The sequence below is a fragment of the Burkholderia sp. 4M9327F10 genome (assembly GCF_005503145.1).
Taxonomy (GTDB): Bacteria; Pseudomonadota; Gammaproteobacteria; order Burkholderiales; family Burkholderiaceae; genus Paraburkholderia.
Window position 1 is genome coordinate 118,057 of sequence record NZ_SCNV01000015.1, and the last position, 23,097, is coordinate 141,153.

At 61.2% G+C, this 23,097-nt stretch carries 23 protein-coding genes and 1 tRNA gene; 18 read left to right on the plus strand and 6 right to left on the minus strand.

Annotated elements, in window-relative coordinates:
• Positions 1 to 65: 65 nt before the first annotated feature.
• The 5 genes from FFS45_RS16390 to FFS45_RS16410 all read right to left on the minus strand — a co-directional run bounded on the left by FFS45_RS16390 (position 66) and on the right by FFS45_RS16410 (position 4,309).
• Entirely contained in the window at positions 66 to 950 is an 885-nt protein-coding gene (locus FFS45_RS16390; RefSeq protein ID WP_137955688.1) for a glycosyltransferase family 2 protein, read from the minus strand.
• Between the two features lie 114 nt (positions 951 to 1,064).
• Positions 1,065 to 1,787, minus strand: coding sequence for a GntR family transcriptional regulator (locus FFS45_RS16395; RefSeq protein WP_137955689.1), 723 nt, complete (start codon positions 1,785 to 1,787; stop codon positions 1,065 to 1,067).
• A gap of 110 nt (positions 1,788 to 1,897) precedes the next feature.
• Positions 1,898 to 2,689: an Asp/Glu racemase gene (locus FFS45_RS16400; RefSeq protein WP_137955690.1), complete on the minus strand. Its 792-nt coding sequence runs from the start codon at positions 2,687 to 2,689 to the stop codon at positions 1,898 to 1,900.
• Complete coding sequence (locus FFS45_RS16405) at positions 2,686 to 3,930, minus strand: D-amino acid dehydrogenase (protein ID WP_137955691.1); 1,245 nt, start codon at positions 3,928 to 3,930, stop codon at positions 2,686 to 2,688. The genes FFS45_RS16400 and FFS45_RS16405 overlap by 4 nt, the downstream gene beginning before the upstream one ends.
• A gap of 31 nt (positions 3,931 to 3,961) precedes the next feature.
• Positions 3,962 to 4,309, minus strand: a complete 348-nt coding sequence (locus FFS45_RS16410) for a RidA family protein (protein WP_137955692.1) — start codon at positions 4,307 to 4,309, stop codon at positions 3,962 to 3,964.
• Positions 4,310 to 4,615: 306 nt separating this feature from the next.
• Here FFS45_RS16410 and FFS45_RS16415 point away from each other — a divergent pair, with 306 nt between their 5' ends.
• From FFS45_RS16415 to FFS45_RS16495, 18 genes are all read left to right on the plus strand, one after another.
• Positions 4,616 to 5,710, plus strand: a complete 1,095-nt coding sequence (locus tag FFS45_RS16415; protein WP_137955693.1) for an ABC transporter substrate-binding protein — start codon at positions 4,616 to 4,618, stop codon at positions 5,708 to 5,710.
• Between the two features lie 31 nt (positions 5,711 to 5,741).
• A complete protein-coding gene (locus tag FFS45_RS16420) occupies positions 5,742 to 6,635 on the plus strand; it encodes a branched-chain amino acid ABC transporter permease (RefSeq protein WP_137955694.1) in 894 nt (297 codons plus the stop codon).
• Positions 6,628 to 7,515, plus strand: coding sequence for a branched-chain amino acid ABC transporter permease (locus tag FFS45_RS16425; RefSeq protein WP_137955695.1), 888 nt, complete (start codon positions 6,628 to 6,630; stop codon positions 7,513 to 7,515). Before FFS45_RS16420 ends, FFS45_RS16425 begins: the two co-directional genes overlap by 8 nt.
• On the plus strand, positions 7,512 to 8,297 hold the full coding sequence (locus FFS45_RS16430; RefSeq protein WP_137955696.1) for an ABC transporter ATP-binding protein: 786 nt from the start codon (positions 7,512 to 7,514) through the stop codon (positions 8,295 to 8,297). Before FFS45_RS16425 ends, FFS45_RS16430 begins: the two co-directional genes overlap by 4 nt.
• Entirely contained in the window at positions 8,294 to 9,013 is a 720-nt protein-coding gene (locus FFS45_RS16435; protein ID WP_137955697.1) for an ABC transporter ATP-binding protein, read from the plus strand. The genes FFS45_RS16430 and FFS45_RS16435 overlap by 4 nt, the downstream gene beginning before the upstream one ends.
• Positions 9,010 to 10,389: an MFS transporter gene (locus FFS45_RS16440; protein ID WP_249362809.1), complete on the plus strand. Its 1,380-nt coding sequence runs from the start codon at positions 9,010 to 9,012 to the stop codon at positions 10,387 to 10,389. Before FFS45_RS16435 ends, FFS45_RS16440 begins: the two co-directional genes overlap by 4 nt.
• Positions 10,390 to 10,448: 59 nt before the next feature.
• A complete protein-coding gene (rfbA, locus tag FFS45_RS16445) occupies positions 10,449 to 11,345 on the plus strand; it encodes a glucose-1-phosphate thymidylyltransferase RfbA (protein ID WP_137955698.1) in 897 nt (298 codons plus the stop codon).
• Positions 11,342 to 11,914 (plus strand): dTDP-4-dehydrorhamnose 3,5-epimerase, encoded by a 573-nt coding sequence (rfbC, locus tag FFS45_RS16450; RefSeq protein ID WP_137955699.1) that lies wholly within the window; start codon positions 11,342 to 11,344, stop codon positions 11,912 to 11,914. Before rfbA ends, rfbC begins: the two co-directional genes overlap by 4 nt.
• Complete coding sequence (gene rfbD, locus FFS45_RS16455) at positions 11,911 to 12,795, plus strand: dTDP-4-dehydrorhamnose reductase (RefSeq protein WP_137955700.1); 885 nt, start codon at positions 11,911 to 11,913, stop codon at positions 12,793 to 12,795. The genes rfbC and rfbD overlap by 4 nt, the downstream gene beginning before the upstream one ends.
• Positions 12,792 to 13,823, plus strand: a complete 1,032-nt coding sequence (rfbB, locus tag FFS45_RS16460) for a dTDP-glucose 4,6-dehydratase (protein ID WP_137955701.1) — start codon at positions 12,792 to 12,794, stop codon at positions 13,821 to 13,823. The genes rfbD and rfbB overlap by 4 nt, the downstream gene beginning before the upstream one ends.
• A gap of 190 nt (positions 13,824 to 14,013) precedes the next feature.
• Positions 14,014 to 14,175, plus strand: a complete 162-nt coding sequence (locus FFS45_RS41735) for a hypothetical protein (protein WP_171029665.1) — start codon at positions 14,014 to 14,016, stop codon at positions 14,173 to 14,175.
• Positions 14,172 to 16,682: a type VI secretion system Vgr family protein gene (locus FFS45_RS16465; RefSeq protein WP_137955702.1), complete on the plus strand. Its 2,511-nt coding sequence runs from the start codon at positions 14,172 to 14,174 to the stop codon at positions 16,680 to 16,682. Before FFS45_RS41735 ends, FFS45_RS16465 begins: the two co-directional genes overlap by 4 nt.
• Before the next feature lie 4 nt (positions 16,683 to 16,686).
• Positions 16,687 to 18,612: a DUF3274 domain-containing protein gene (locus FFS45_RS16470; protein ID WP_137955703.1), complete on the plus strand. Its 1,926-nt coding sequence runs from the start codon at positions 16,687 to 16,689 to the stop codon at positions 18,610 to 18,612.
• Entirely contained in the window at positions 18,602 to 19,318 is a 717-nt protein-coding gene (locus FFS45_RS16475) for a hypothetical protein (protein WP_137955704.1), read from the plus strand. Before FFS45_RS16470 ends, FFS45_RS16475 begins: the two co-directional genes overlap by 11 nt.
• Positions 19,319 to 19,411: 93 nt before the next feature.
• Complete coding sequence (locus FFS45_RS16480) at positions 19,412 to 20,125, plus strand: hypothetical protein (RefSeq protein WP_249362810.1); 714 nt, start codon at positions 19,412 to 19,414, stop codon at positions 20,123 to 20,125.
• Positions 20,126 to 20,220: 95 nt separating this feature from the next.
• A complete protein-coding gene (locus tag FFS45_RS16485; RefSeq protein ID WP_137955705.1) occupies positions 20,221 to 20,946 on the plus strand; it encodes a hypothetical protein in 726 nt (241 codons plus the stop codon).
• Positions 20,943 to 21,203, plus strand: a complete 261-nt coding sequence (locus FFS45_RS16490) for a PAAR domain-containing protein (protein ID WP_137955706.1) — start codon at positions 20,943 to 20,945, stop codon at positions 21,201 to 21,203. Before FFS45_RS16485 ends, FFS45_RS16490 begins: the two co-directional genes overlap by 4 nt.
• A complete protein-coding gene (locus tag FFS45_RS16495; RefSeq protein ID WP_137955707.1) occupies positions 21,200 to 22,600 on the plus strand; it encodes a hypothetical protein in 1,401 nt (466 codons plus the stop codon). Before FFS45_RS16490 ends, FFS45_RS16495 begins: the two co-directional genes overlap by 4 nt.
• Positions 22,601 to 22,924: 324 nt before the next feature.
• Here the strand turns inward: FFS45_RS16495 and FFS45_RS16500 are convergent.
• Positions 22,925 to 23,012: transfer RNA gene (locus FFS45_RS16500), tRNA-Ile, on the minus strand.
• Between the last annotated feature and the right edge of the window lie 85 nt (positions 23,013 to 23,097).

Below are 23,097 nucleotides of genomic sequence, written 5' to 3' on the forward strand. Positions count from 1 at the left end.
AATTACTTCTGTTCAACACCCTGTTACCTATCAAAGTATCGGTCTAGCCAGGTACCTTCGCGAAGTCAAACCCGGCCATATCTCCCGCGCAGGCCGTCCGCGATCCCGCACAGGATCGCCTGCACCTTCATGCGTTTTTGCCGGGCGTGGAGCAGCACGAACGCAAGATGCTTGAGCGTGATCAGGTTGATCAGCACCAGAGCAGGATAGCTACGCCAGTAGTCACGTGCGACGAGGATACAGTTACGCGCTGCATAGTAGTGTCGCAGCGCGCTTTGATCGAAAATCTCGACGCGCGGCCAGTGCTGCGCCGGCGTCGGTTTACCCAGTTCGTGCGGCAGTGACACGTCCGCGTTCACACACACAGGCACACCACGAGCCTGGGCACGCATGCAGTATTCCGCGTCAACATGGTCGATGAAGAAATCCTCGCGAAACCGGCCCAGCGCACGGTACGCTTCGAGCGAGATGGCGGTGCCGGACGAGATGATCACCGAGCACGGTTGCAACCCATGCGCCCCGTCACGGATTGGCATGATCTGCGCCGACCAGCGCCGCACGGTGAAGAGCGGCAGGTCGCGCCGGAAGTTCAGGTTAAAAATGCGCGGTCCGACGAGAAAGCGCCGGTCCCCAACCGATGCGCATCCCTGCAGCATCCGTTCGAAGTAATCGTCCGGAATCATCGAATCCTGATCGAAGATGAAGAACACGTCGCAGCCGCGTTCTATCAGGAATTCCACGCCCATGTTGAATGCACCGGCGATGCCACCGCGGTTGTGATTGGCGATCACGTCAATGCCGTGCGCGGCGAGGCGTGCATGCAGGACGGGGTCCGTCTGCGGGGAGTTGTCGACCGCGACGACGACGGGGCTTAGGGCAGGCAGGCGCAGCAGATGATCGGCCTGCTCCGCGCTCGGCTTGTACAGCGTTATCAACGTGCCATGTTTCATGACGACGCCTCATAGCAAAAGTAAAGTTTCGCCGCCCTGTTCGTGGACGGCCACTTCCTCCTTTCGATTGCTGCTGTCCCGTTGGAAGGCCTTCGGCGCGTGCCGTGCCACCCATTATTTCGCGTATAGCTTCACGACACTCGCATGGACAACGCGCGTGATCTCCTCCATGCGCCAGCGGATGTGGGTATCTGTCAACGCCACACAACGCGCGACATCGCGCTCTGCCAGTGCGTCGAGAATCTGCAGGTGCTCGGCGAACGCCTCGTTGCGGCGCTGATCGACGTCGACCCAGCGCACGTAGTGAATCCGTGCATTGATTCCCTGCAGCACCCGCCCGATCTCCCCATTGCCCGACATCGCGGCCAGTTCCAGATGGAACTGCTCATCCTTCACGACAAGCTCGTCCGACGGCATCCGTTCCGCGCTCTTCATCACCTGCTTCCAGAAGCGGCGCAGTGCCTTGATGTCGTTGTCGGACGCTCGCTCGCATGCGAGCATGACCGCCGTCGATTCGATCGAACGTCTCAATTCAAAGAGATCGAACACGTCCTTCCCGTCCAGTTCTCGAATGAAAAATCCACGGTTCGGCACAAACGCCAACAGGTTCTCCGCCACCAGCCGGTTGAGCGCCTCGCGAATCGGCGTGCGGCTCACGTCGAAACGCTCCGCCAGCTCAAGTTCGTTGACGCGCTCGCCCGGCCGGATCTGGTACAGCACCGCCATCTGCTTCAACTGCTCGTAAATCTCGTTGACCGTCATCCCCGTGCGCTTCGGCGCGACGGAGTCCCGCGCACCGGGACGCACGTTCCGCACCATCACGGAATTCGCTGCCATTTCGTCTCCTGATTCGATCTGTGACTGCTCATTATCGACTACCTTGCCAGGCTTCCAGGCGGCGGCACGTTGCGCACCGCGGGCACGCCCCTGTCCTGCGGACACATGCCTCAGACCGTGAACAACCGGCCGAATTGGGGCAGCGTATCGGTGACACCCGCGAGCCGCAGCGCGTGCCAGGCCAATGCATGATTACTCGACAGAATCGGTTTGTCGAGTCGCGCCTCCAGGCCGGCGATCGCGTCGACGAGCCGCAGGCTGGTACACGACACGAACACGGCGTCGACCGCAGGATCGCTCGCTAGTTCGAACACGGCGTGCTCGAGCGAGGCACGGTCGATCCGCGCGACTTCGTTGTCGTCGCGGTGCTCGAATGATCCCATCCGGACGATATCCACGCCGCGCGCCTGCAAGTAGCGCGCCATCGCCTCGTTGATCGGCCGCTCGTATGGCGTGAGGAGCGCGACGCCGCGCGCACCGAGCGCGCCGAGCCCCACGCGCGCCGCGGTGATCGGCGTCGTGCACGCAATGCCGGGACGCGCCTCGCGAATCCGTTCGAACACCCGCTCCTCGCCGAGCACCATCGACGCCGATGTACAGCCGAACGCCACGACATCGAGACGCTCGCCGGGCCGGATCAGCTCCACGCTCGCGCAGATCCGGCCGTCCATCTGCTGGAGTGTGGCTGCCGTGATCTCGGCCGAATTCGCCACGCGGCTCTCGTAGAACGCGACGCCTTCGAGCGAAAACATGCGGCGCCATTCGTATTCGATCGTGTGATCCGTGGCGAGCACGACAAGGCCAATCGCCGCACGCCGCGCGATTCCATCATCCAGCGAGAACCCAAAGCGAGCATAGGCGTCCACGCTACGTTCAATGTGATTCGAGAGAAGTTCGCTCACTGTAATGTCATCCCTGTGATGTCAATCTCGGGTTGCCGTCCATTCATCAGGTCGGAGAGGATCTTCGCGGTGCCGCAGGACATGGTCCATCCCATGTGTCCGTGCCCCGTGTTGAGAAACAGATTGCGATGTCGGGTCGCACCGATCAGCGGCGTGCCTTCCGGTGTCATCGGCCGCAATCCTGCCCAGTAGGACGGCTGAGCGTAGTCGGCGCCGTTCGGAAACAGCGCCCGTGCCGTCGCAAGCATGTGCGCAAAATCGGTGGGTGCGTGCGCCGTGTCATAGCCGCAAAACTCCGCAGTGGCCGTCAGACGCAGACGCTGCCCGAAGCGCGCCCAGGCGACCAGCTGGTTTTCCTCGACCCCACCAAGCGTCGGCGATTCGTGCGACGCATCGATCGGCAGCGTCACCGAATACCCCTTGACCGGATAGATAGGCAGCCGGTAGCCGAGCCCACGAGCCAGCAGCGGCGAGTATGAACCGAGCGCGAGTACGAAGCGGTCGGCCGTGACCCGGCCCGCCGAGGTCTGCACGTAGTCGACGGCGTCTCCACTAGCACGGATGCCGTCGATGGCAGTACCGAACCGGAAATCGACGCCGATCTCGCGGCAGCGCCGCTCGAGCGCTCGCGTAAACAGATGTGCGTCACCGCTCTCGTCGGTTGGACAGTAGATAGCCCCGGCGATATCGCCGCCGGCCGCACGCAGTGCCGGTTCGCGTGCAATCACGGCCTGCCGGTCGAGTGTTTCCAGCGGTAAGCCATTGTCGGCGAGGATCGCCATGTTCGACACGCCACGCTCGAACGACGCGGGATCGCGATACAGATACAGCAGTCCGCCACTGATCCGGTCGTAGACCAGCCCCTCCTCGCGAGTCGCTTCCTGTAACTGCTGCTGGGCATAGCGGCAAAGCCGCACCTTGATCGACGTATTGCGGCGCGAACGTTCGACGGTGCAGTTCTGCAGGAACAGCCAGCACCACGCCCACATCCGCCAGTCGGCCTTCGGCTTGAGCCGCAGCGCCTGCCCTTCTGTAAACAGCGACTTGAGCAGGATCTTCGGCGCGCGCGGCGACGCCCAGGTATACGAATGCCCCGGCGCAATCAGGCCGGCGTTCGCAAAACTGGTTTCGAGAGCGACACCGTCGCGGCGATCGAGTACAACCACCTCGTCGCCTGCCTTCGCCAGAAAATAGGCGGTGGTTACGCCGACGATTCCGCCACCAAGCACGACGGTTTTCATCCGGACTCTCCGAGGGTTAGTTAGTCTGTGCCTACAGCGCCGCGATCGCCGCGATCTCGACCGTGAACTGCGGAAATGCAAGCTTCGACTCGACACAGGCGCGTGCGGGGGCATGGCCTTTCGGCACCCACGCATCCCAGATCTTGTTCATGTCGGCGAAACTGCGATGGTCCGCGAGCCAGATGCTGGCGGATACGATCCGGCGCTTGTCGAGCCCCGCCTCCTCCAGCAAGCGGTCGAGCTTGTCGAGAATCTGCCGGGTCTGGCCGGCGACGTCGAGCGACGTATCGTCCGCCACCTGCCCGGCGATAAAAGCGAATCCGCCCGCCGCCACCATCTGGCTCATCCGGTCGCCTGTTCCATAACGCTTGATATCCATCGAACCGCCTCTCTTATGGCCATTCACCTTGAGGCCGATCCTAGCACTCATAATTCACAACTGTATACACATTTTCAATAAAATCAGCCCTCGCCCCAACCTGGAACATCGATTCCTGAATGGTGCAAGAGATGACCTTTAGATGTGCATTTAATGCTTCAAATACGGGATTAAATAGCCTTTTCCGGACTCGTGACCGGACACGAAAATTCCATCAAAAATTTGTCGCACAAGTATTTTTGATCAGCAATTCTGTAGACACTTGTGTATATCAAATCATGTTCAACCTTCATTTGGAGAAGCACGATGAACCTGTGTCGCTGGAGTGTCGGGGCCGTGGTCGCGTGGTATCTGTGCGCGTCGAACGCATGGGCTGAGGTCAACCTGGGTGCTGTATTGCCACTGAGCGGATCGAGCGCGTCGATTGGTGAGGACCAGCGGCGCGGTATCGAACTCGCCGTCGCGAAGATCAATGCGCAGGGCGGCGTGCTTGGCCAGAAGCTGCAGGTCAGGATCGAGGACTCAGGCGGCACGGCGAATACCGCGCTCGACGCGACGCGCAAGCTTGCCACCGTTGATCACGTACCCGTCGTGCTCGGCGAGTTCTCATCGTCGGTGACGATCCCGATCGGTCAGTTCCTCGTCAGACAGGGTGAAGTGCACATCAACATCGGTTCATCGAGCCAGCAGATCCGCAAGATCGGCACGGGCTCGTTCAGCGTGATCGGACTCGACGACCTGTCGGCACGTTTCGCCGCGCAGGACGTCTACGCGCGCAACCTGCATCACGTTGCGTTCATCGCGCCGAACAACGGCTACGGACAAGGTCTTGCGACCGAGTTCAAGAAACGCTTCGAGGCGCTCGGCGGCACGGTTGTGTCGCTCGTGCTCTATACCGAGGGGCAGTCGACCTATCGCCGCGAACTGGAGCAGGCCGCGCGCGCGAAACCCGACGCTTACGTCTACAGCGCGTACGGCCAGGAAGCCGCAACATTGAACCGTCAGGCGTACGAAATGCAGCTCAACAAGCAGCCCTGGTATGGAATCTATCTGACGATGTGCACGAGCGATACGACGCCGCAGATCGCGCAGGGACAGATTGGACTCGAAGTCGCGGCGGGCGGCACGAACGCAAAGTCCTACGCCGACGCCTACCAGGCCGCCTACAAGGAGGCGCCGCGCTCCGCGTTCGGCAGCTATGCATATGACGCCACGATGCTCGCGGCGGCGGCCATCAACAGCGCCCATTCACCGGACCCGGCGAAGATCCGCGCAGCACTGGACGCGATCGGCAAGGGTTACGACGGCGTCACGGGCGACATCGCGTTCGACAGCGACGGCCAGCGCGCGGTCCAGCCATACGAGAAAGTGGTCTTCAAGCAGACGGTGGTCGCGCAGTGAGCGTCATCGCCTCCCTTCCACGGAGAATGCCATGCTGCAGTTCCTGCTCGACGTTCTGATCCGCACCTCCGACCTGCTGCTCGTCTCGATCGGACTGTCTACGCTCTATTCGCTGATCCGCTTTCCCAACATCGCGCATGTGCAGTATGCGATGCTCGGCGCATTCGCCTCGCTTGGCTGTGAACGCGCCGGCCTGCCTCTGGTTCTCGCCACCGCCGTATCGTGCACGCTGGTCGGCTGCCTCGCGGTCCTGCTCAACGTGTTCGTGTTCGCCCGGCTGCTGCGCTCGGGCAGCGCGGTTGCGATGATCGGTTCGCTCGCGGTGTCGCTGATCGCCGTCGCGCTCGTGCTCGGCACTGCGGGTTCGCGGCCGCTCCAGTACGCGCAGGATCTGACGCCGCCGCTGCTGATCGACGGGATCGCGGTCTCGCGCGCGCAACTCGATTCGATCCTATGCGGCGCGCTCACACTGCTCCTGTTCTCCGTGCTGCTGTACCGGACCGATGTCGGCCGCTCGATGCGCGCACTCGCGTCGAACCGCCCACTCGCACTCGCGACCGGCATCGACGCCCAGCGTGTAACCAATGTCATCAGCTTTGCAAGCGGTATGCTCGCCGCCCTGGGCGGCACGATGCTCGGCCTCACCGAGAGCGTGCACGTGAATTTGGGCAATGGGTTGCTGATTCCGGCGTTCTCGGCTGCGATCCTCGGCGGCCTCGGCAACCCACTGGGCGCGGCCGCCGGTGCACTGCTGATCGCTCTCGCCGAAACGGTGATGCTCAACATCGACCTTGGCTCGCTGACCGGACATGCATCGCTGGTATTTCCGGTTGCCTACGTGAGCGCGGTGTCGTTCCTGATCCTGCTTGTCACCCTGATGTTCCGTCCGTACGGGATCTTCGACCGGGAGGTGCGGCGTGTCTAGTTTTCTCATCCATCTGCTGACCTCAGCCTGCCTGTCCGCGATGATGGCACTCGGACTCAATCTGCAGGCCGGTTACGCGGGCATGGTCAATTTCGGATTCATCGCGTTTGCCGGGCTCGGTGCATACGCGGCCGGTATCGCTTCGCAGCTCGGCTGGCCGCTGCCGGCGGCGCTGGCGCTCGCGGTCGTGGCGGCAAGCGTGCTGGCGGTCGCGATCGCGCGGCTTGGCCGCATGCTGGCGTCGGACTATTGGGGAATCGCCACGCTCGCGATCGCAGAGATCCTGCGCACCGTCGCGCTCAACGAAACCTGGCTCACCGGCGGCGCCCAGGGTATCGGCGGTATCGCACCGCTGTTCCCCGGACTCGTTGCGCCGTGGGCAGACCTTGCCTTCCTCGGCGTTGCCGCCGGATGCCTCGCTCTCGTCTACGCGGGCTACCGCCGCATCGTCCGCAGCCGTTTCGGCCGCGCGTTGAAGGTCATGCGCGAGGAACCTGCGCTCGCCGTCTGCTTCGGCTACGACCCGCTCTCGCTGAAAACGCGGGCCAGCGTCGCGGCCGCGCTGCCCGCCGCACTGGCCGGTGCACTACTCACCTGGTACATCAGCTACGTCGGGCCTGACACGATGCTGTCGTCCGAAACCTTCGCGCTCTGGACAATCGTCATGGTGGGCGGTCTCGGCAGCAATGCCGGCGTGCTGCTCGGCGCGGTGCTGGTTCAGGCCGTTTATTCGTTCGCACCCTTCCTGAAAGACTGGTTCGGTGTCGGCAGCGACCTCGCGGGCGCCGTCAGGCTCGGCCTCGTCGGACTGATGCTGCTCGCCTGCCTGCTGTGGCGGCCACGCGGCCTGCTGCCGGAACGTCTGGAGATCCACCCATGAGCGCGCTCCTCGAACTGGATGGCATCGCCATCCGCTACGGCGGCAATACCGTGCTGTCCGGGCTCACGCTGTCGGTCGACAGTGGCGAGATCGTCGGTCTGCTCGGCCCGAACGGCTCCGGCAAAAGTACGGTCCTGAACGCGGTCACGGGTTTCGCGCCGCTTGCGAGCGGCGAGATCCGCTTCGACGGCCGCCGGATCGACCGGCTCGCGCCGCAGCGCATCGCGCAGCTCGGCATACGCCGCACCTTCCAGCTACCGTCGATGCCGGCCCGGATGTCGGTGCTCGAACTGACGATGGCCGCCTCGTCGGCAGGCCACGGACTCGGCGCGGCGCTGCTGCGCGGGCCCTCGCTGCGCGCGCTTGAACAGAAGACGCGAACCCGGGCCGCCGCGCTACTCGACGAGCTCAAACTGTCCGCCGTTGCCCAGTTGCCCGCCGCATCGATCTCGGGCGGCCAGAAGAAGCTCCTTGGCATCGCCTGCGCGATGATGACCGAGCCGAAGCTGCTGCTGCTCGACGAACCGACGGCAGGCGTCCATCCGAACCTGCGCGGAGAGCTGGTCGCGGAACTGCGGCGCATCCATGGGCTCGGCGTCACGCTCGCAGTGATCGAGCACGACATGCATTTTATCCGCGAGCTGTGCGACCGTTGCATCGTGCTCGATCGCGGCGCGGCGATCGCCAATTGCAAGCCGGTCGAGCTCGAGCGAAACCGGCGCGTGCTCGACGCGTACCTGGGCCGGGCGCACAGCAACCGCCGGCCGCTGGAGGCGTCATGATAGAAGTCCATCAGCTTGTCGCCGGCTACACCCCGAGCGTTGACATCCTGCATGGCGTGTCGCTGCGCGTCGGCGCGGTCGATATCGTGTCGATCCTCGGGCCGAACGGCTGCGGCAAGTCCACGCTGCTCAAGGCGATTGCGGGCTTCCTGTTGCCCCGCTCGGGCCGCGTGACACTGCAGGGCCGCGACCTCACGCGCGAACCCGTGCATCGCAAGGTGCGCCATCACGGCGTCGGCTACGTGCCGCAAACCGACAACGTGTTCGGCGCGCTGACCGTGCGCGAGAACCTGATGCTCGGCGGCCAGGGCATGTCCTCGTTCCCGCGCGAGGCGCGCATCGACGAGCTATGCGAGCAGTACCCGGTGCTGCGGCGCCGCTACCGGTCGCCTGCCGCTGCGCTGTCGGGCGGCGAGCGGCAAATCGTGTCGCTCGCGCGGGCGCTGGTGCCGCGGCCCGGCATGCTGCTGCTCGATGAACCCTCGGCCGGCCTGTCGCCCAAAATGGTCGACGAGGTGTTCGACGCGATCGTCCGTATGCGCGACACGGAACATATCGGTGTACTGATGGTCGAGCAGAACGCGATCGAGGCACTGCGCATCTCCGATCGCGGCATCGTGCTGACGATGGGACGCGTTGCGCTCGAAGGTCCGGCAGCCGAGTTGCTCGATAGCGACGAGATGCGCCGGCTCTATCTCGGCGGGAGGGCGGCATGAATCCCGCCACGGCTGGCTCCGGCACAGCGGCCGCAGCACCGCACGCGCGCCCCGCGACGATCATGGTGGCCGTGGCGTGCGGCTTCGTGATGGCCATGCTTGACGTGACCATCGTCAATGTCGCATTGAAGGCAATGCAGAACAGCCTGGCGATGTCGCTAACCACTCTGGTCTGGGTCGTCGACGCCTACACGCTCAGCTTCGCCGCGCTGTTGCTGTTCGGTGGCGCGCTGGCGAACCGCTACGGCTCGAAGACCATCTATCTCACCGGTCTCGGGGTATTCGTCGCGGCGTCGGCGCTGTGTGCTGCCGCAGCGACGCCCGCGACGCTGATCGCCTCGCGCCTGTTGCAAGGGGTCGGCGCCGCGCTCTTCATGCCGAGTTCGTTGAGCCTGCTGACCCAGGCGTTCCCGCCCGGCCCGCTGCGCACGCGGATGATCGGCATCTGGGGCGCGCTCGTGTCGGCCGCGATGGCGCTCGGACCGTGCGTCGGCGGCGTGCTGGTCGATGCGATTGGCTGGCGCAGCATCTTCTGGGTCAACCTGCCCGTCGGGATCGCGGGCCTGTGGCTCACGCAACGCCATGTCGCGCGTTCGCCGCGCCATGCGGGTCCGCTAAACGGCACCGGCCACCTGCTGGCCGCTCTCGCACTCGCAGCGCTGAGCCTGACGCTCATCCAGGGACCGAGCCTCGGCTGGACCTCGCCCGCGATTGTCGGCTGCGCACTAGCGACAATCGCAGCCACAGCCGCATTCGCGCTGCGCGAGCGATTCGCACGCCATCGCATCCTCTCGCCCGAGCTGCTCGGCAACCAGCGCTTCGTGGCCGGCAGCCTGCTTGGCCTCGCCATCAACTTCGGCATCCTCGCCGAAATCTTCCTGATCAGCCTCTACCTCCAGCAGCAGCGTGGATCGAGCCCGCTAGCAGCGGGTTTTCAGCTCTTTCCGCTGATGGCGATGTTCGGTATCGGCAATCTCGCCTCCGCCCGCGTCAGCGCGCGTCTCGGCGCGCGCGGCACCCTGCTCGCCGGGCTTGCACTCGCAACGCTCGGCACTGCCGCGCTCATCGGCATCGACGCGCTGCCGTACTGGGCGCTCGCGATCGCCATCGGCATCGCCAACTTCGGCGCCGGCCAGGCGATCCCGGCGATGAACCTGGTCGTCATGCACGCCGCGCGCCCTGAAGATGCCAACCTCGCCGCCGCCTCGCTCAATGCGAGCCGGCAGGTCGGCTCCCTCGTCGGCGTCGCGATCGCATCGGTGATCCTGCATACCTTCACAGATCCCGGCCGCGCGACCGCCGCCGGTTTCGCGATCATCGCGGCAGCCTACGCGGGCGGCCTCGTCGTCGTGGCCCGATCCATCGAGCCCGGCTAAACCCACGCCGCCGCGACCGGCGGCCCGCTCCTCTTTCTTCCCCTGGCAGCGAGGACACCATGATCACAGCGACCGGCCGAAAAGGCCTCATTCTGGCGGGCGGCTCCGGCACCCGACTGCATCCGCTTACGCATTCGGTATCGAAGCAACTGATGCCGGTCTATGACAAACCGATGATCTACTACCCGCTCAGCACGATCATGCTGTCCGGTATCCGCGAAGTCCTGATCATCTCGACGCCGCGCGATCTCGGCGCGTTCCAGCAACTGCTCGGCGACGGCGCCCAGTGGGGCATGCGTTTCTCGTACGCCATGCAGCCGCATCCGGACGGCCTCGCCCAGGCGTTTGTGATTGGCGCGCCGTTCATCGGACACGACGCCGCGACGCTCGTGCTGGGCGACAACATTTATCACGGGCCCGCGCTGTCGTCGCTGCTGCAACGCGCCGCCGCGAAAACCTCGGGCGCGACCGTGTTCGGCTACTACGTCCGCGATCCGGAGCGCTACGGCGTCGTGTCGTTCGACGAGACAGGACATGCGATTGATCTCGAAGAGAAGCCGAAGCAGCCGAAATCGAACTACGCGGTAACAGGACTCTATTTCTACGACAACGACGTCGTCGAGCTGGCGAAGGCAGTCCGGCCGTCCGCGCGAGGAGAACTGGAGATCACCGACCTGAACCGGGCTTACCTTGAGCGAGGCGCACTCGATGTGGAGATTCTCGGCCGTGGCTATGCGTGGCTCGACACCGGCACACACGAATCGCTGCTCGACGCCGCCAACTTCATTCAGGTCATGCAGGCGCGTCAAGGATTGCAGATTGCGTGCCCCGAAGAAATCGCCTACCGGCTCGGCTGGATCGACGCGGAGCAACTCGAAGCGCAGGCACACCGGCTTGCGAAGAACGGCTACGGCCAGTATCTGCTGGAGATACTTCGCAAGGAGGTCGTCGCATGAAGATCGTCGAAACACCGCTGCCTGGCGTGCTGCTGTTCGAACCGCGCGTGTTTGGAGACGAACGCGGCTTTTTCGTCGAAAGCTTCCGCGAGAGCTGGCTGCGCGAAGCGGGCATCGACGCGACCTTCGTGCAGGACAACCAGTCTCGTTCGCGGCGCGGCGTGCTGCGCGGCCTGCACTACCAGCGCGTCAATCCGCAGGGCAAACTGGTGCGCGCCGCGCGCGGCGCAGTCTACGATGTGGCCGTCGATATCCGCAGCGATTCTCCCCACTTCGGCGCGTGGTTCGGTACCCGGCTCGACGACGAGTTACACCGGCAGCTATGGATTCCGCCGGGCTTCGCCCATGGCTTCTGCGTGCTGTCGGCCGACGCGGATTTTGCCTATAAGTGCACGCAGTACTACGACGCAGGTTCGGACGACGGAGTACGCTGGGACGACCCGGATCTCGGAATCGACTGGCCCGTGTTCGACGACATCGCACCGCAGCTGTCTGACAAAGACCGTGTACATCAGCGCCTCGCCGAGCACGTGCCCGACTCGCTGCCGCGCTGCCGGAGCGTATCGTGACGATCCTCGTGACGGGCGCAGGGGGCCAGCTTGGACAGGAACTCGTGCGGCGAGCCGGACAGCGCGCGTTGCTCGGGCTAACGCGAGCGCAACTCGATATCGGCGATATGGACGCGGTGCGCACCGCGCTGGCCGGGCATCGCGCGAGCCTCGTCATCAATGCTGCGGCCTGGACTGCAGTGGATCGCGCGGAGAGCGAACCGGAGGCCGCCTGGCAAGCGAACCGCGAAGGGCCGGCCACGCTAGCCGCGGCCTGCGCAGAAGCTGGGATCCCCCTCTTTCATCTGTCGACCGACTACGTATTCGACGGCCGTGCGCCCGGCGCCTATGCCGAAACAGCGGAGGTTGCACCGCTCGGCGTCTACGGCCTCAGCAAGTGGGCCGGTGAACAGGCGGTGCGCGAGTATCTGCCGAACCGGCACCTGATCTTGCGAGTCGCATGGGTATTCGGCGCGCACGGCAGCAACTTCGTGCGCACCATGCTGCGCATAGGCGGCGAGCGCGACGTGGTGCGTGTCGTTGCCGACCAGTACGGTGGCCCGACCCATGCCGGTGCGATCGCTGAGGCCTTGCTGTCCGTCGCGGCACGCTACCGCGCTGGCGAGGTGCTTCCCTGGGGCACCTACCATTTGTGCGGCACGCCCGTCACGACCTGGCATGGCTTCGCGGAAACGATCTTCGCCGCCGCGCGCCATGCCGGCCTGCTCACGCGCACGCCGCTCGTCCAGCCGATCCTGACCTCCGCATATCCACTGCCGGCGCCGCGGCCAGCCAATTCGTCGCTCGACTGCACGCGGCTGCGTGAGCGCCTCGGCATCGAAGCCCCGTCGTGGATGGCGGGTTTGAGCGAAGTTCTCGACACCTGGAAGCGAACCTCATGAACCATCGTCCCCAGCACGTGCTCGTCACCGGCGGCGCCGGCTTCATTGGCGCCAATTTTATCCACTACCTGCTCTCGACCGATCCACAGGTGAAGATCGTCACGCTCGATCTGCTGACCTACGCCGGCAGGATCGACAATCTTGCCGACCTTCCGGACGAGGAGCGACACCGGCTCGTTGTCGGCGATATCTGTGACCGGCGGCTCGTCGACGCACTGCTGCGCGAGCATGCGATCGACACGATCATCCATTTCGCGGCCGAGAGTCACGTGGACCGCTCCATCGCCGGCCCGGGCGAGTTCGTTCGCACCAACGTCGTCGGCACTGCGACCCTGCTCGAAGCCGCGCGGCAGTACTGGTTCGGCGAGCAGCGTCTTGACGCCGTGACCGTACAGGCACAAAAACGCTTCCATCACATCGGTACCGACGAAGTGTACGGTTCGCTCGGACCCAACGATCCACCGTTTTCCGAATCGACCCGCTATGCGCCCAATTCACCTTATTCGGCAAGCAAAGCCGGCTCCGACCACCTGGTGCGCGCCTACTGGCATACGTATGGATTGCCCGTCACGACGACAAACTGTTCGAACAACTACGGGCCGCTTCAGCACGATGAAAAATTTGTTCCGACCGTGATCCGCAGTTGTATCGAAGGCACGCGCATCCCCGTGTACGGCGATGGCTCCAACATCCGCGACTGGCTGTTCGTCGACGATCATTGCCGCGCGATCGACACAGTAGTCCGGCGTGGCATGGCGGGCGAGACCTACAACGTGGGTGGCTGCAACGAGTGGAAAAACATCGCTATCGTGCAGCTGATTTGTGCGCTGATGGACGAGCAGCGGCCGCATCGAGCACCGCATGCGAGACTCATCGAGTTCGTGACCGACCGGCCCGGACACGACTGGCGCTACGCGATCGACGCGCAGAAGATCATCGATTTACTCGGTTGGCGTCCTAAGGAAAGCTTCGAAAGCGGGATTCGCAAGACAGTTATGTTGAATCTTTCGCGGTTGACAGTGAACTGACTGGGTGGTGGCGAATTGGGACAGGAGGCAGGCGCAGAGGAGACTGCGATTCTGGACCGGCAGAAATTCTTCCCCGAGCCGCTCGCTGCTTGCACCATCACAATCCTTGACAAATTCTGCCTTTTTCAAGATGGGTTGCCCCCGTATAGTCCCATCGGGATATTCCGCAGACGATTGCCAAGGGGGACTCTTGAGTTCAGACACTATCCACATCCGTGCGCGTGTAAAACCCGCCGCGCACCGGCACTACCATCCCGACATGCCGCAGGCCGCCCGTTCCGATCTGGCCGAGGTGTTCGTCTTCAAGGGTGAGTGCGCCAACCCCGACCAGTACATCGGGAGCGCCGCTTGACACCATCGACGGCTTATTACGATCCGATCGCACGCGCGGGCGTCAATATCCACCAGTTCTACAGTCTCGATATCCGGAGGGTTCCCGATGCGGCACTGGCGGACGTCTATGCATTCGACGGTGCGCGCGGGATCGGTGAGCCGACGAAGTACACGATCCAGTTCACCCACCCCCGGCACAACCTGTCGCGCAGCGAGTTCCTGAACCAGATCGCGGCCTTCGTGATCCAGCCGCCACCGCGTGACCAATGGAGCCAGCCGGAACCCGCGCACCGCGTGCAGGGCGTGATTACCGGCTTCTCGCTGCTTGCCAGCAACCGCGATCAGTCCATCTACGAGATCGTGCTTGAATCGCGTCTGGCGCTGTTACGCAACGCTCCGAAATGCCGGTTTTTCCTGAACATGAGCATTCCTGAGATCGTGGAGCAGATCCTGCGGGAACACGAGTTCAACCAGGTTTTTGCCGGCTTCGAGTTCAGGCTGCATCGGACCTATCGCAAGCGCAGCTTCGTCATGCAGTGGGATGAGGACGATCTCGCCTTCATCACGCGGCTGTGCCGCCGTTCCGGCATCTGGTTCGTGTGCGAGACGGGTGAGCACTGCGAGCGGGTGCGTTTTGGCGACGACTATACGCATTACCGCCGCGATCCCGGCCTGACAGTCGCGTACCGGTCGCGCAGCGGACTGGAAACCAGCGGCATCGAGTCGGTACACACGCTGGAAATGCGCGCGACGACCCTGCCGACAAACTACACAGTGCGCACCTTCAGCCCGGAGAACCGGACATCCAGACCGGTCGATGCTGCCAGTCCGATCCATGAGGACCGCACCGCGTATGGCGAGGCGTATACGTGGGGAACGCCGGACCTGAGCGAGGCGGAAGCGAAGGAAGAGGCGCAACTCCGGCGCGAAGCGGCGCTGGCTGGGCAGGTACGGTATCACGGCACCTGCGACATGCTGGGCCTCACTCCCGGTAGCGTGCTGAAGCTGTCGAACCGGAACTTGCCTGATGCGAAATATGGGCTGCTCGCGGTACGGGTGACGTGCAGCGCCTCGCGCAAGAAACGTTACTCGGTCGAATTCGATGCAATTCCGTCCGACCGGCTGTACCGGTTGCCGTTGCTCGAACACACGTGGCCCAGGATCGAAGGTGTCATCACGGGCACGATTGCCTCGCCGGGCGGGTACAAAGACCCGTATCTGGACCAGCAGGGCTGCTACATCGTGCATCTCCACACGGACAGGGACGCGCGTAAGCCGGGGCTGGAAAGCTGTCCAATGCGGCTCGCCAAGCCGTTCGCGGGCGCGGGCCAGACCGGCTTCCATTTCGGACTGGTAGAGGGAACGGTCGTGACCGTGGGCTTCCTGTGGGGGAATCCCGATTTGCCGTTTATCAGCCAGGTGCTGCACACGGCGCTGGATACGGACCCGATCATCGCGGGCTATCCGTGGGGCACGCGCAACACGCTGCGCACGCGCTCGAATAACACGCTGGAGATGGACGACCGGAACGGCCAGGAGCGCATCAAGCTTGCGACCGAGCACGGCAAGACGCAGCTCAATCTTGGCCATACCGTGGACCGCGAGAACAAGGAACGGGGTTCTGGCTTTGAATTACGTTCGGACCTCAGGGGCCATGTGCGCGCGGGCGGTGGCTTGCTTGTGTCGGCCTACATGCAGGAGAAGGCGCGCGGCCTGCTAACCGAGATGGACACGGTATCGAGCCAGTTCAACGTCACCCAGACGCAGGCACAGGGGCTGGCCGACGCCGCCGCGATGGCAAAAGCCGAGATCACGGACCTGAAGACCGAAAACGAATGGCTGAAAAGTGAGCTGATGGGTCTAAAGGAAGCCGTCATTGCACTTGCCGCACCGAACGGCATCGGCATGGCGACGCCGAGCCGCATCATGGTGTCGTCGGGCAAGGACACGAGCTTTGCAACCTCATCCGGGTTTAACGTCAGTGCCCTCAAAAACGTTGCGCTCTCAGCGGTCGAAACCATATCGGTGTTCGCGCAGCGCGCGGGAATCCGCCTGCTGGCGATGCGTGGAAAGGTCCAGATCCAGGCCCAGTCGGACGCGATGGAGCTTGTTTCGCAACTCAACATGAAACTGTCCAGCGTGGCCGGGACGTTGACGGCCAACGCGGCGAACGGAATCGTCCTGAGTGGCGGCGGTACGGCCTATATCAAGATTCACGGCGATAACGTCGAAATCGGCGGTGCGGGCGACCTCATCCTCAAGGTTCCGTCTATCGACAAGAGTGGCCCGGGTGCGCTTTCTCTGCCGCTACCGAAGTTCAGCCAGACAGATGCCCCGAGCAATGAGCGGTTCATTCTCAGTGACCAGGTGACACGGCGGCCACTGGCGAACCGCGCGTACAAGGTTCAGACGGCAGACGGCCGCATCGTGGAAGGGGTGACCAGCGACAAGGGCGAAACATCGCTGACGCAAAACGATGTCGCACAGGGTATCAAGCTGATGCTGTCGAAAATCAAGGGAGCCTGATGCAATGGATGAACAGAATAACCAGCCGGATACGCAGGCCGACGCGCAACCCTACCAGCACGACGTGATGACCAATGTTGTGCCAATGCAGCGTGATCACCTCGGACAACCATTTTGGGAATCCTACATGTCACCCGCAAGCTATGAGGTACGGGCTGAGGCACGCGTTCCGCCTCACATGCCGGGGGTCATCATCTTTGTGCATGGTGTGAATTCAGAGGGTGAGTGGTATGACCCGGCAGAGCAGGCGCTGTGTGAGGGGTTGAACATTCGACTGAATCGCGATGACTTCGCGGCAAACAAATATACCGTTGTGGCAGAGAGCGGTGATGGCGTAGTACCGAGGCACATTGAGACATTTAGAAACTCTCCTGTCATCCGTTTCTATTGGGGTTACCGCAGCGACTATGACGACCTCAACCGCTGGACGATCCCGTTACGCAATCTCGAAGGTAATGACAAGTGGGCACCGCAATGCACTCGCGACGGTGGGCCATGGTATTGGGGCGGCGGCGCGTTCCAGAACGGTACCAACAACCTCCAGCAGTTGTGGAGCGAAAAGGGTTTTTCGCGCCATATCTATGGCTTCGACATGGAACACCTCAACACTGAGGTTGACCGGCAATTGCAGGACGCTCCGCCACGCATTTACTACTCCCACGCAGCGCAACGTCAGGCGAAACTCATCGACACGATTCGCACGAAAAACCCGAGCGACACCATTACGGTGATGTCGCACAGCCAAGGCACGATGATTGCCATGGCGGCGACCCTGCTCTGCAAGCAACGCGCACCCGATGCCGTATTCGTGATGAACTCGCCTTTTGCGCTAGACGACAAGATGACGGATGCGCTGACCTGCGGCAGGGAGCGGCCAACTGCTGAAGCCCGTGTCAACACGTTCAAGGCGGTCGCCAACCGTATCAAGCAGGACAAGCAGGTCTATACCGAAGAAATGATGCAGCAGCTTCATGTCGGCGCGTCACAGGACATGAACTTCTGGCGTCCCGACCTCAAGCTGAACTACGGCGTGCCGGAGCGGGACAATCATGGTCGCATGTATGTCTACTTCACCCCTCATGATCGGGTAATGGGGGCAGCTCCCCTGCAAAGCATTGGCTGGCAGGGCGTGAACGACAAGGTGCTAGGTGAGCTTGGCGATACCGTCAAACAGCGCATGCTTGCGCGTAGCACGCCAGTCGGCGACGAGCCAGGTGTACGCAAATTCGGGAGACTGCAACCGATTGCCGAAGATCAACTGGTACCCGGTGCAAAATCGGATGACTTCTGGAATGGAAACCGTCGGGTAGGAGGAGCAGTATTCGGCCTGCCCTATCTATGGGCGATACCGAATGCCAACCAGACCGTGACAGTCAATGCAGAGAAGGTGCCGAAACCGTTGACTGCGGAAGAGATGGGGCCGTTTGATAGGTCGCGCAAAACCGCACCAGAGTACGGGAAATTCAATACAGACCAAAACGATCCGAGCAAGGGTGCCTACGAGGACCCCACTTTCCCCAACTACCGGTCGATCTATCAGCCGGAAAAGTACGTCACCAGTGATGACGTATATAGCAATAGCGGACGCACGACGCGACTTGAATCGAATGACGAGATGATCGACCGCATAACCAACTATAAAGCCGAGCCGACCAACCACAGTAGGCTCCCATCGGACACCGAGTTCATGAAGCGAGTGGTCGCATACGATCTACCGGTCGGATTCTGTGATTCTTTCGATGATCGTGAGTTCTGGTTTGACCTCATTAAGCTGGCAGAGTGGACCAGCGGGCACGATACGTATTTCGACTATGGCACGTTCGAGAAGGTTGAGAAGCCTAGGACTATTGACTGGACCACGGTCGCGGAGGAAATCAGTGAAGCAGAAGCGAAGCGTATTCAATACGGGAAAAACTACAATGGTTCGTAAGCTGATTGCACTCGCCCTGTCTGCGGCAACCATCGGCTGTGCGGCGCAGCAGCCGTGGTCATTCAATCTTGGCGATTTTCTGGCCGCGAAGGAACTGCCCTATGACTCGCCTCCGCAGGTCATCTACCGCATTGACGATCATCGTTTCGTCACGCTGGAACACTACCGGGACTGCAATCACGGTGAGACGTTTTACAACGACACCAACGCAGGAATTCGCAGTTATCTTGGTCGTGGCACCATCGAAAATTTCCAAGGGCATTTAATCAACGCTGATTCAACTGGGAAAAATTTGGTTTTTCCTGCAGCGACAGCACCGCACACCGCATGTAGTGATCGCGGATGCAATCTTCCGATGGCCTATTCGACAGATGGAGGCGAGAATTTCCACTCGATCGTGTACATGCCGAATAGCTTCGATCCCTACCAGGATTCAAAAGCCTATACGATTATCGCTACAAATGACTCGATTTATATAAATCAGAAGCTAGGTGAAACAACGAATCAGACAGAGACGGATAGGTACCCCATGATCCCTGGATTCGTTTATTTCTCGAAGGAAAAGCTACCGGCTGGAAAGCGTATTGAATTCGATGTTCAAGCTCCAACCGGGTTGAGAACCCCTTCCGGCCAAGACCACATTACCTGTGACGCCTCGATCAGGCCGACCAATCCCGACGCTCCACTGAATCAGGATCGCCAATGAAAAATCCGTTACGCGAAGGCGATGAAACCACGCACGGCGGCATCGTCAAAACGACCTCCGCATCGTTCACGCTTGAGGGCGGGAAAAACTATAGTGGTTCGTAAGCTGATTGCGCTCGCCCTGTCCGCGGCAGCCGTCGGCTGCGCGGCGCAGCAACCGTGGTCATTCAATCTTGGCGACTTTCTGGCCGCGAAGGAACTGCCCTATGACTCGCCGCCGCAGGTGATCTACCGCATTGACGATCATCGTTTCGTCACGCTGGAACACTACCGGGACTGCAATCACGGTGAGACGTTCTACAACGATACGAAGAGAAACATTCGAAAAATGCTCGGCATCGGTTACTTCGAGAATTTTCAGGGAAAAATCATCAACGCTGATCCGAGCGGAAACAACATCGCCCTTCCGGTGGCGTTCCCTCCACGTCTGGTTTGTGGCGACCGTGGCTGTACGGTTGTCCTCTTTTACTCGACAGATGGCGGCGAGAATTTCCACTCGATCGTGTACATGCCGAATAGCTTCGATCCCTACCAGGATTCAAAAGCCTATACGATTATCGCTACAAATGACTCGATTTATATAAACCAGAAGCTAGGTGAAACGACGAATCAGACAGAGACGGATAGGTACCCCATGATCCCTGGATTCGTTTATTTCTCGAAGGAAAAGCTACCGGCTGGAAAGCGTATTGAATTCGATGTTCAAGCTCCAACCGGGTTGAGAACCCCTTCCGGCCAGGACCACATTACCTGTGACACCTTGATCAGGCCGACCAATCCCGATGTGCCACTAAATCAGGATAACTAATGAAAATAAAGTACGTGGAGGCGACGAAACCACGCACGGTAACGTCTTCAAAACGGCCTCTACATTCTTCATGCTTGAGGGTGGGGAAAACTACAATGGTTCGTAAGCTGATTTCACTCGCCCTGTCTGCGGCAACCATCGGCTGTGCGGCGCAGCAGCCGTGGTCGTTCAATCTTGGCGATTTTCTGGCCGCAAAGGAACTGCCCTACGACTCGCCGCCGCAGGTGATCTATCACATTGACGACCATCGTTTCGTAACGCTAGAGCACTACCGGGATTGCAACCACGGCGAGACGTTCTACAACGACACGAAGGCGGGAATCCGTAGCTACCTCGGTCGCGGTACCGTCGAAAATTTCCAGGGCCGCGTCATCAATGCAGATCCTACCGGAAGGAATCTCGTATTTCCTGCCGCAACTCCACCATATACCGTATGCGGTAACGGCGAGCGCGGTTGCAATCCGACGATGGCATATTCGACTGATGGAGGCAGAATATTTGATGGCGTTGTTTATTCGAAAAATAATTTTGATCCATTTGAATATTCAAAAGATTACACAATTTCAGTGACCAAAGATAAGCTTTATGTCGCGAAAAAATGGGGAGATGACGACGCCTATGTCGTGGAATATCCAATGATGCCCAATATTGACCTGAGCAGACCATATCCGCCTGGCATCACGGGCGATAGCTTTGCCGCATCGAAGCGACCCGGCTTTCTTTCCGGGATTCACACTCCATCGGGTCAGGACCACATTACCTGCGACGCCTCGATCAGACCAACCAATCCCGATGCACCACTAAATCAGGATCGCCAATGAAAAATCCGGTACGCGAAGGCGATGAAACCACGCACGGCGGCATCGTCAAAACGGCCTCCGCATCGTTCACGCTTGAAGGCAAGCGGGTCGCGCTGCACTACGACATCGTGACCTGTCCCGAGCATGGCGACAATCCGATCATCGAGCACGGGGAAGGCTATCAGGAAGGTGGCCGCAAGTGGGTTGTCGACCAGTGCAGCACCCAATGCGGAAGCCGTGTCATTGCCAGCCAGTCAGGGATGAAGAACCGCACATGAGCATGAAATGGATCGAGCCGAAAGTCGAAGAATACGAGCATCTGAAGCCGCTTCCAGCCTGGATCAGCGTGCTCGTCTTCCTTGGCTCCTTTGTTCTTTGCTTTATCTTCACGGTACTCAACTGGAAGCAAGGCAAGCCGGTTATTTCCGCTGAGTTCTTTGTACGCATCCTGCTCCTTCCGCTGCTGTTTGGAGGCGTTGCATGCAGTGTGCTCTATCTTCCTTATGAGGACTGGAATGAGCGCGTCGATCTCTGGAATAACCTGTGTCTCAGAGCATACGAGAACTGGCGGTGGTGGGCGCAGGAACGCGTCGCGATTATCGGGAGCGTCACGCTGACGCCAGAAAAGGACCTGGGCGTACGGATGCTGGGGCTTGAGGGCAGCCCTCCCACGAACGCCGGGAAAAACCTACCCCTTGCGACTGAGAGAAAAGAAGGTTCAGTATCCCGCGTCCAGCAGGTGCTTGAGCAACTCGTGACGCCGTTCGCACCGTACATGACGACTTCTGCAGCCAGCCATACGTTCAGTATCGTTGTGCAGTCGGAGCGGGAAGAAGACCTGAACGATCTGCGCGCGCTGCTGCGCACTCTGGTGCCGCACGACTTCGGATTCGTACAGATATCGCGAGCGGCAGAACCGCTTGACATGGGTCGGGTCGAGCAGTGGCTGTCTGGCGACAGGATGCCCGATTACCGTCTGGTGCTGGCCTACCAGCTCCACTCAACGGGAAAGGAGCCGACCTGCTCGGAAGCAGGGGTTGCGCTCCTGTTCGCATCCCGGACTGTCGTCGCGAGCAGCAAGGGAAGGCTCAAACCGGAAGCGTGGTTGTTCCGCCCGGTCCCAGCGACAATGGACAGCGTATTCGAAGCACTGAAAACGATGCTGGCGGCGCAGCAGACGCCAAACGAACGTATCAAGCATCTGTGGCTGACGCACGTACCGGGTCCGGGCAAACATGCAACACTGACGGCGGTAAAAGACAACGACCTGAAGCTCGCTGCGCACGACCTGGACACGGCGATTGGCAATCCGGGACCGGTCAATGCCCTGCTTGTCCAGGCGCTCGCCGCGCAGATGGTGCAGCACGGTCAGGGAACACAATTGATCGCGACCCCGCACAAGGCCCGTGTCATGCTTAATCTGCTCGGGACGAATGTCGCACCCATCCAGCGTGTCGAAGAACGGTTGCCAAGCATGATTGGCATCGGCTTCACCTGCATGCTGCTCTGCCTCGCGGGGTTGGTTCTGCTCATGCTCAAGGATGTCGGCGCGTCGGCAGCGTGGTTCATCGGTGTGTTTGCCGGATCCATCGTGTTTCTAGCCGTGAATGCGTTCGGTTCTTTCGTGAGACGCGGCCAGGTTGAGCATGACTTTTACCGCAAGTTGCCCTGGTGATCTGTTCACGCTCTGCCTGCACAGAGGAAAACTTGAAACAACACCACCCAGACCCTGCGAGTTCATAGGAGAGGAGGACAGCCACGCACGTCGTTGATTGCGTACGCGGATCGCGTGGACGACAACATATCACGCTGTAGAGCGGACAAGATGTCGCTCACTGGGAGTATCGCGTTCGACAGGATGGGAAGAGGATAGCTTTCGGGAGAATGAACGGCTCCCGAAGATTTGACCGCGCCAATAAATTGGTTACGCGGCAGTTGCACGCAAGAGTGGACAAGAAAGCGGACCACACCCCTTGTCTTTCGTAACTCTTTGATTTTCTGGTGGGCCGGGTGGGAGTCGAACCCACGGTGTCCTTTCGGAGGCGGATTATGAGTCCGCTGCCTGCAACCAGCACGGCGTCCGGCCCTAAGAAGTGATGCCAAGAAAAAGACCCGGTCTGAAGGCCGGGCCTATTCGGTGATTGGCCGACATACTACACGAAAAAGGGGCTT

Coding starts and splice junctions, on each gene's coding strand:
- FFS45_RS16485 (WP_137955705.1), top strand. CDS start 20,221: ATGGTTCGTAAGCTGATTTCACTCGCCCTGTCTGCGGCAACCATCGGC.
- FFS45_RS16430 (WP_137955696.1), top strand. CDS start 7,512: ATGAGCGCGCTCCTCGAACTGGATGGCATCGCCATCCGCTACGGCGGC.
- FFS45_RS16440 (WP_249362809.1), top strand. CDS start 9,010: ATGAATCCCGCCACGGCTGGCTCCGGCACAGCGGCCGCAGCACCGCAC.
- FFS45_RS16420 (WP_137955694.1), top strand. CDS start 5,742: ATGCTGCAGTTCCTGCTCGACGTTCTGATCCGCACCTCCGACCTGCTG.
- FFS45_RS16395 (WP_137955689.1), bottom strand. CDS start 1,787: ATGGCAGCGAATTCCGTGATGGTGCGGAACGTGCGTCCCGGTGCGCGG.
- rfbC (WP_137955699.1), top strand. CDS start 11,342: ATGAAGATCGTCGAAACACCGCTGCCTGGCGTGCTGCTGTTCGAACCG.
- FFS45_RS16495 (WP_137955707.1), top strand. CDS start 21,200: ATGAGCATGAAATGGATCGAGCCGAAAGTCGAAGAATACGAGCATCTG.
- FFS45_RS16410 (WP_137955692.1), bottom strand. CDS start 4,309: ATGGATATCAAGCGTTATGGAACAGGCGACCGGATGAGCCAGATGGTG.
- FFS45_RS16435 (WP_137955697.1), top strand. CDS start 8,294: ATGATAGAAGTCCATCAGCTTGTCGCCGGCTACACCCCGAGCGTTGAC.
- FFS45_RS16405 (WP_137955691.1), bottom strand. CDS start 3,930: ATGAAAACCGTCGTGCTTGGTGGCGGAATCGTCGGCGTAACCACCGCC.
- FFS45_RS16470 (WP_137955703.1), top strand. CDS start 16,687: ATGGATGAACAGAATAACCAGCCGGATACGCAGGCCGACGCGCAACCC.
- FFS45_RS16390 (WP_137955688.1), bottom strand. CDS start 950: ATGAAACATGGCACGTTGATAACGCTGTACAAGCCGAGCGCGGAGCAG.
- FFS45_RS16415 (WP_137955693.1), top strand. CDS start 4,616: ATGAACCTGTGTCGCTGGAGTGTCGGGGCCGTGGTCGCGTGGTATCTG.
- rfbB (WP_137955701.1), top strand. CDS start 12,792: ATGAACCATCGTCCCCAGCACGTGCTCGTCACCGGCGGCGCCGGCTTC.
- rfbA (WP_137955698.1), top strand. CDS start 10,449: ATGATCACAGCGACCGGCCGAAAAGGCCTCATTCTGGCGGGCGGCTCC.
- FFS45_RS16490 (WP_137955706.1), top strand. CDS start 20,943: ATGAAAAATCCGGTACGCGAAGGCGATGAAACCACGCACGGCGGCATC.
- FFS45_RS16475 (WP_137955704.1), top strand. CDS start 18,602: ATGGTTCGTAAGCTGATTGCACTCGCCCTGTCTGCGGCAACCATCGGC.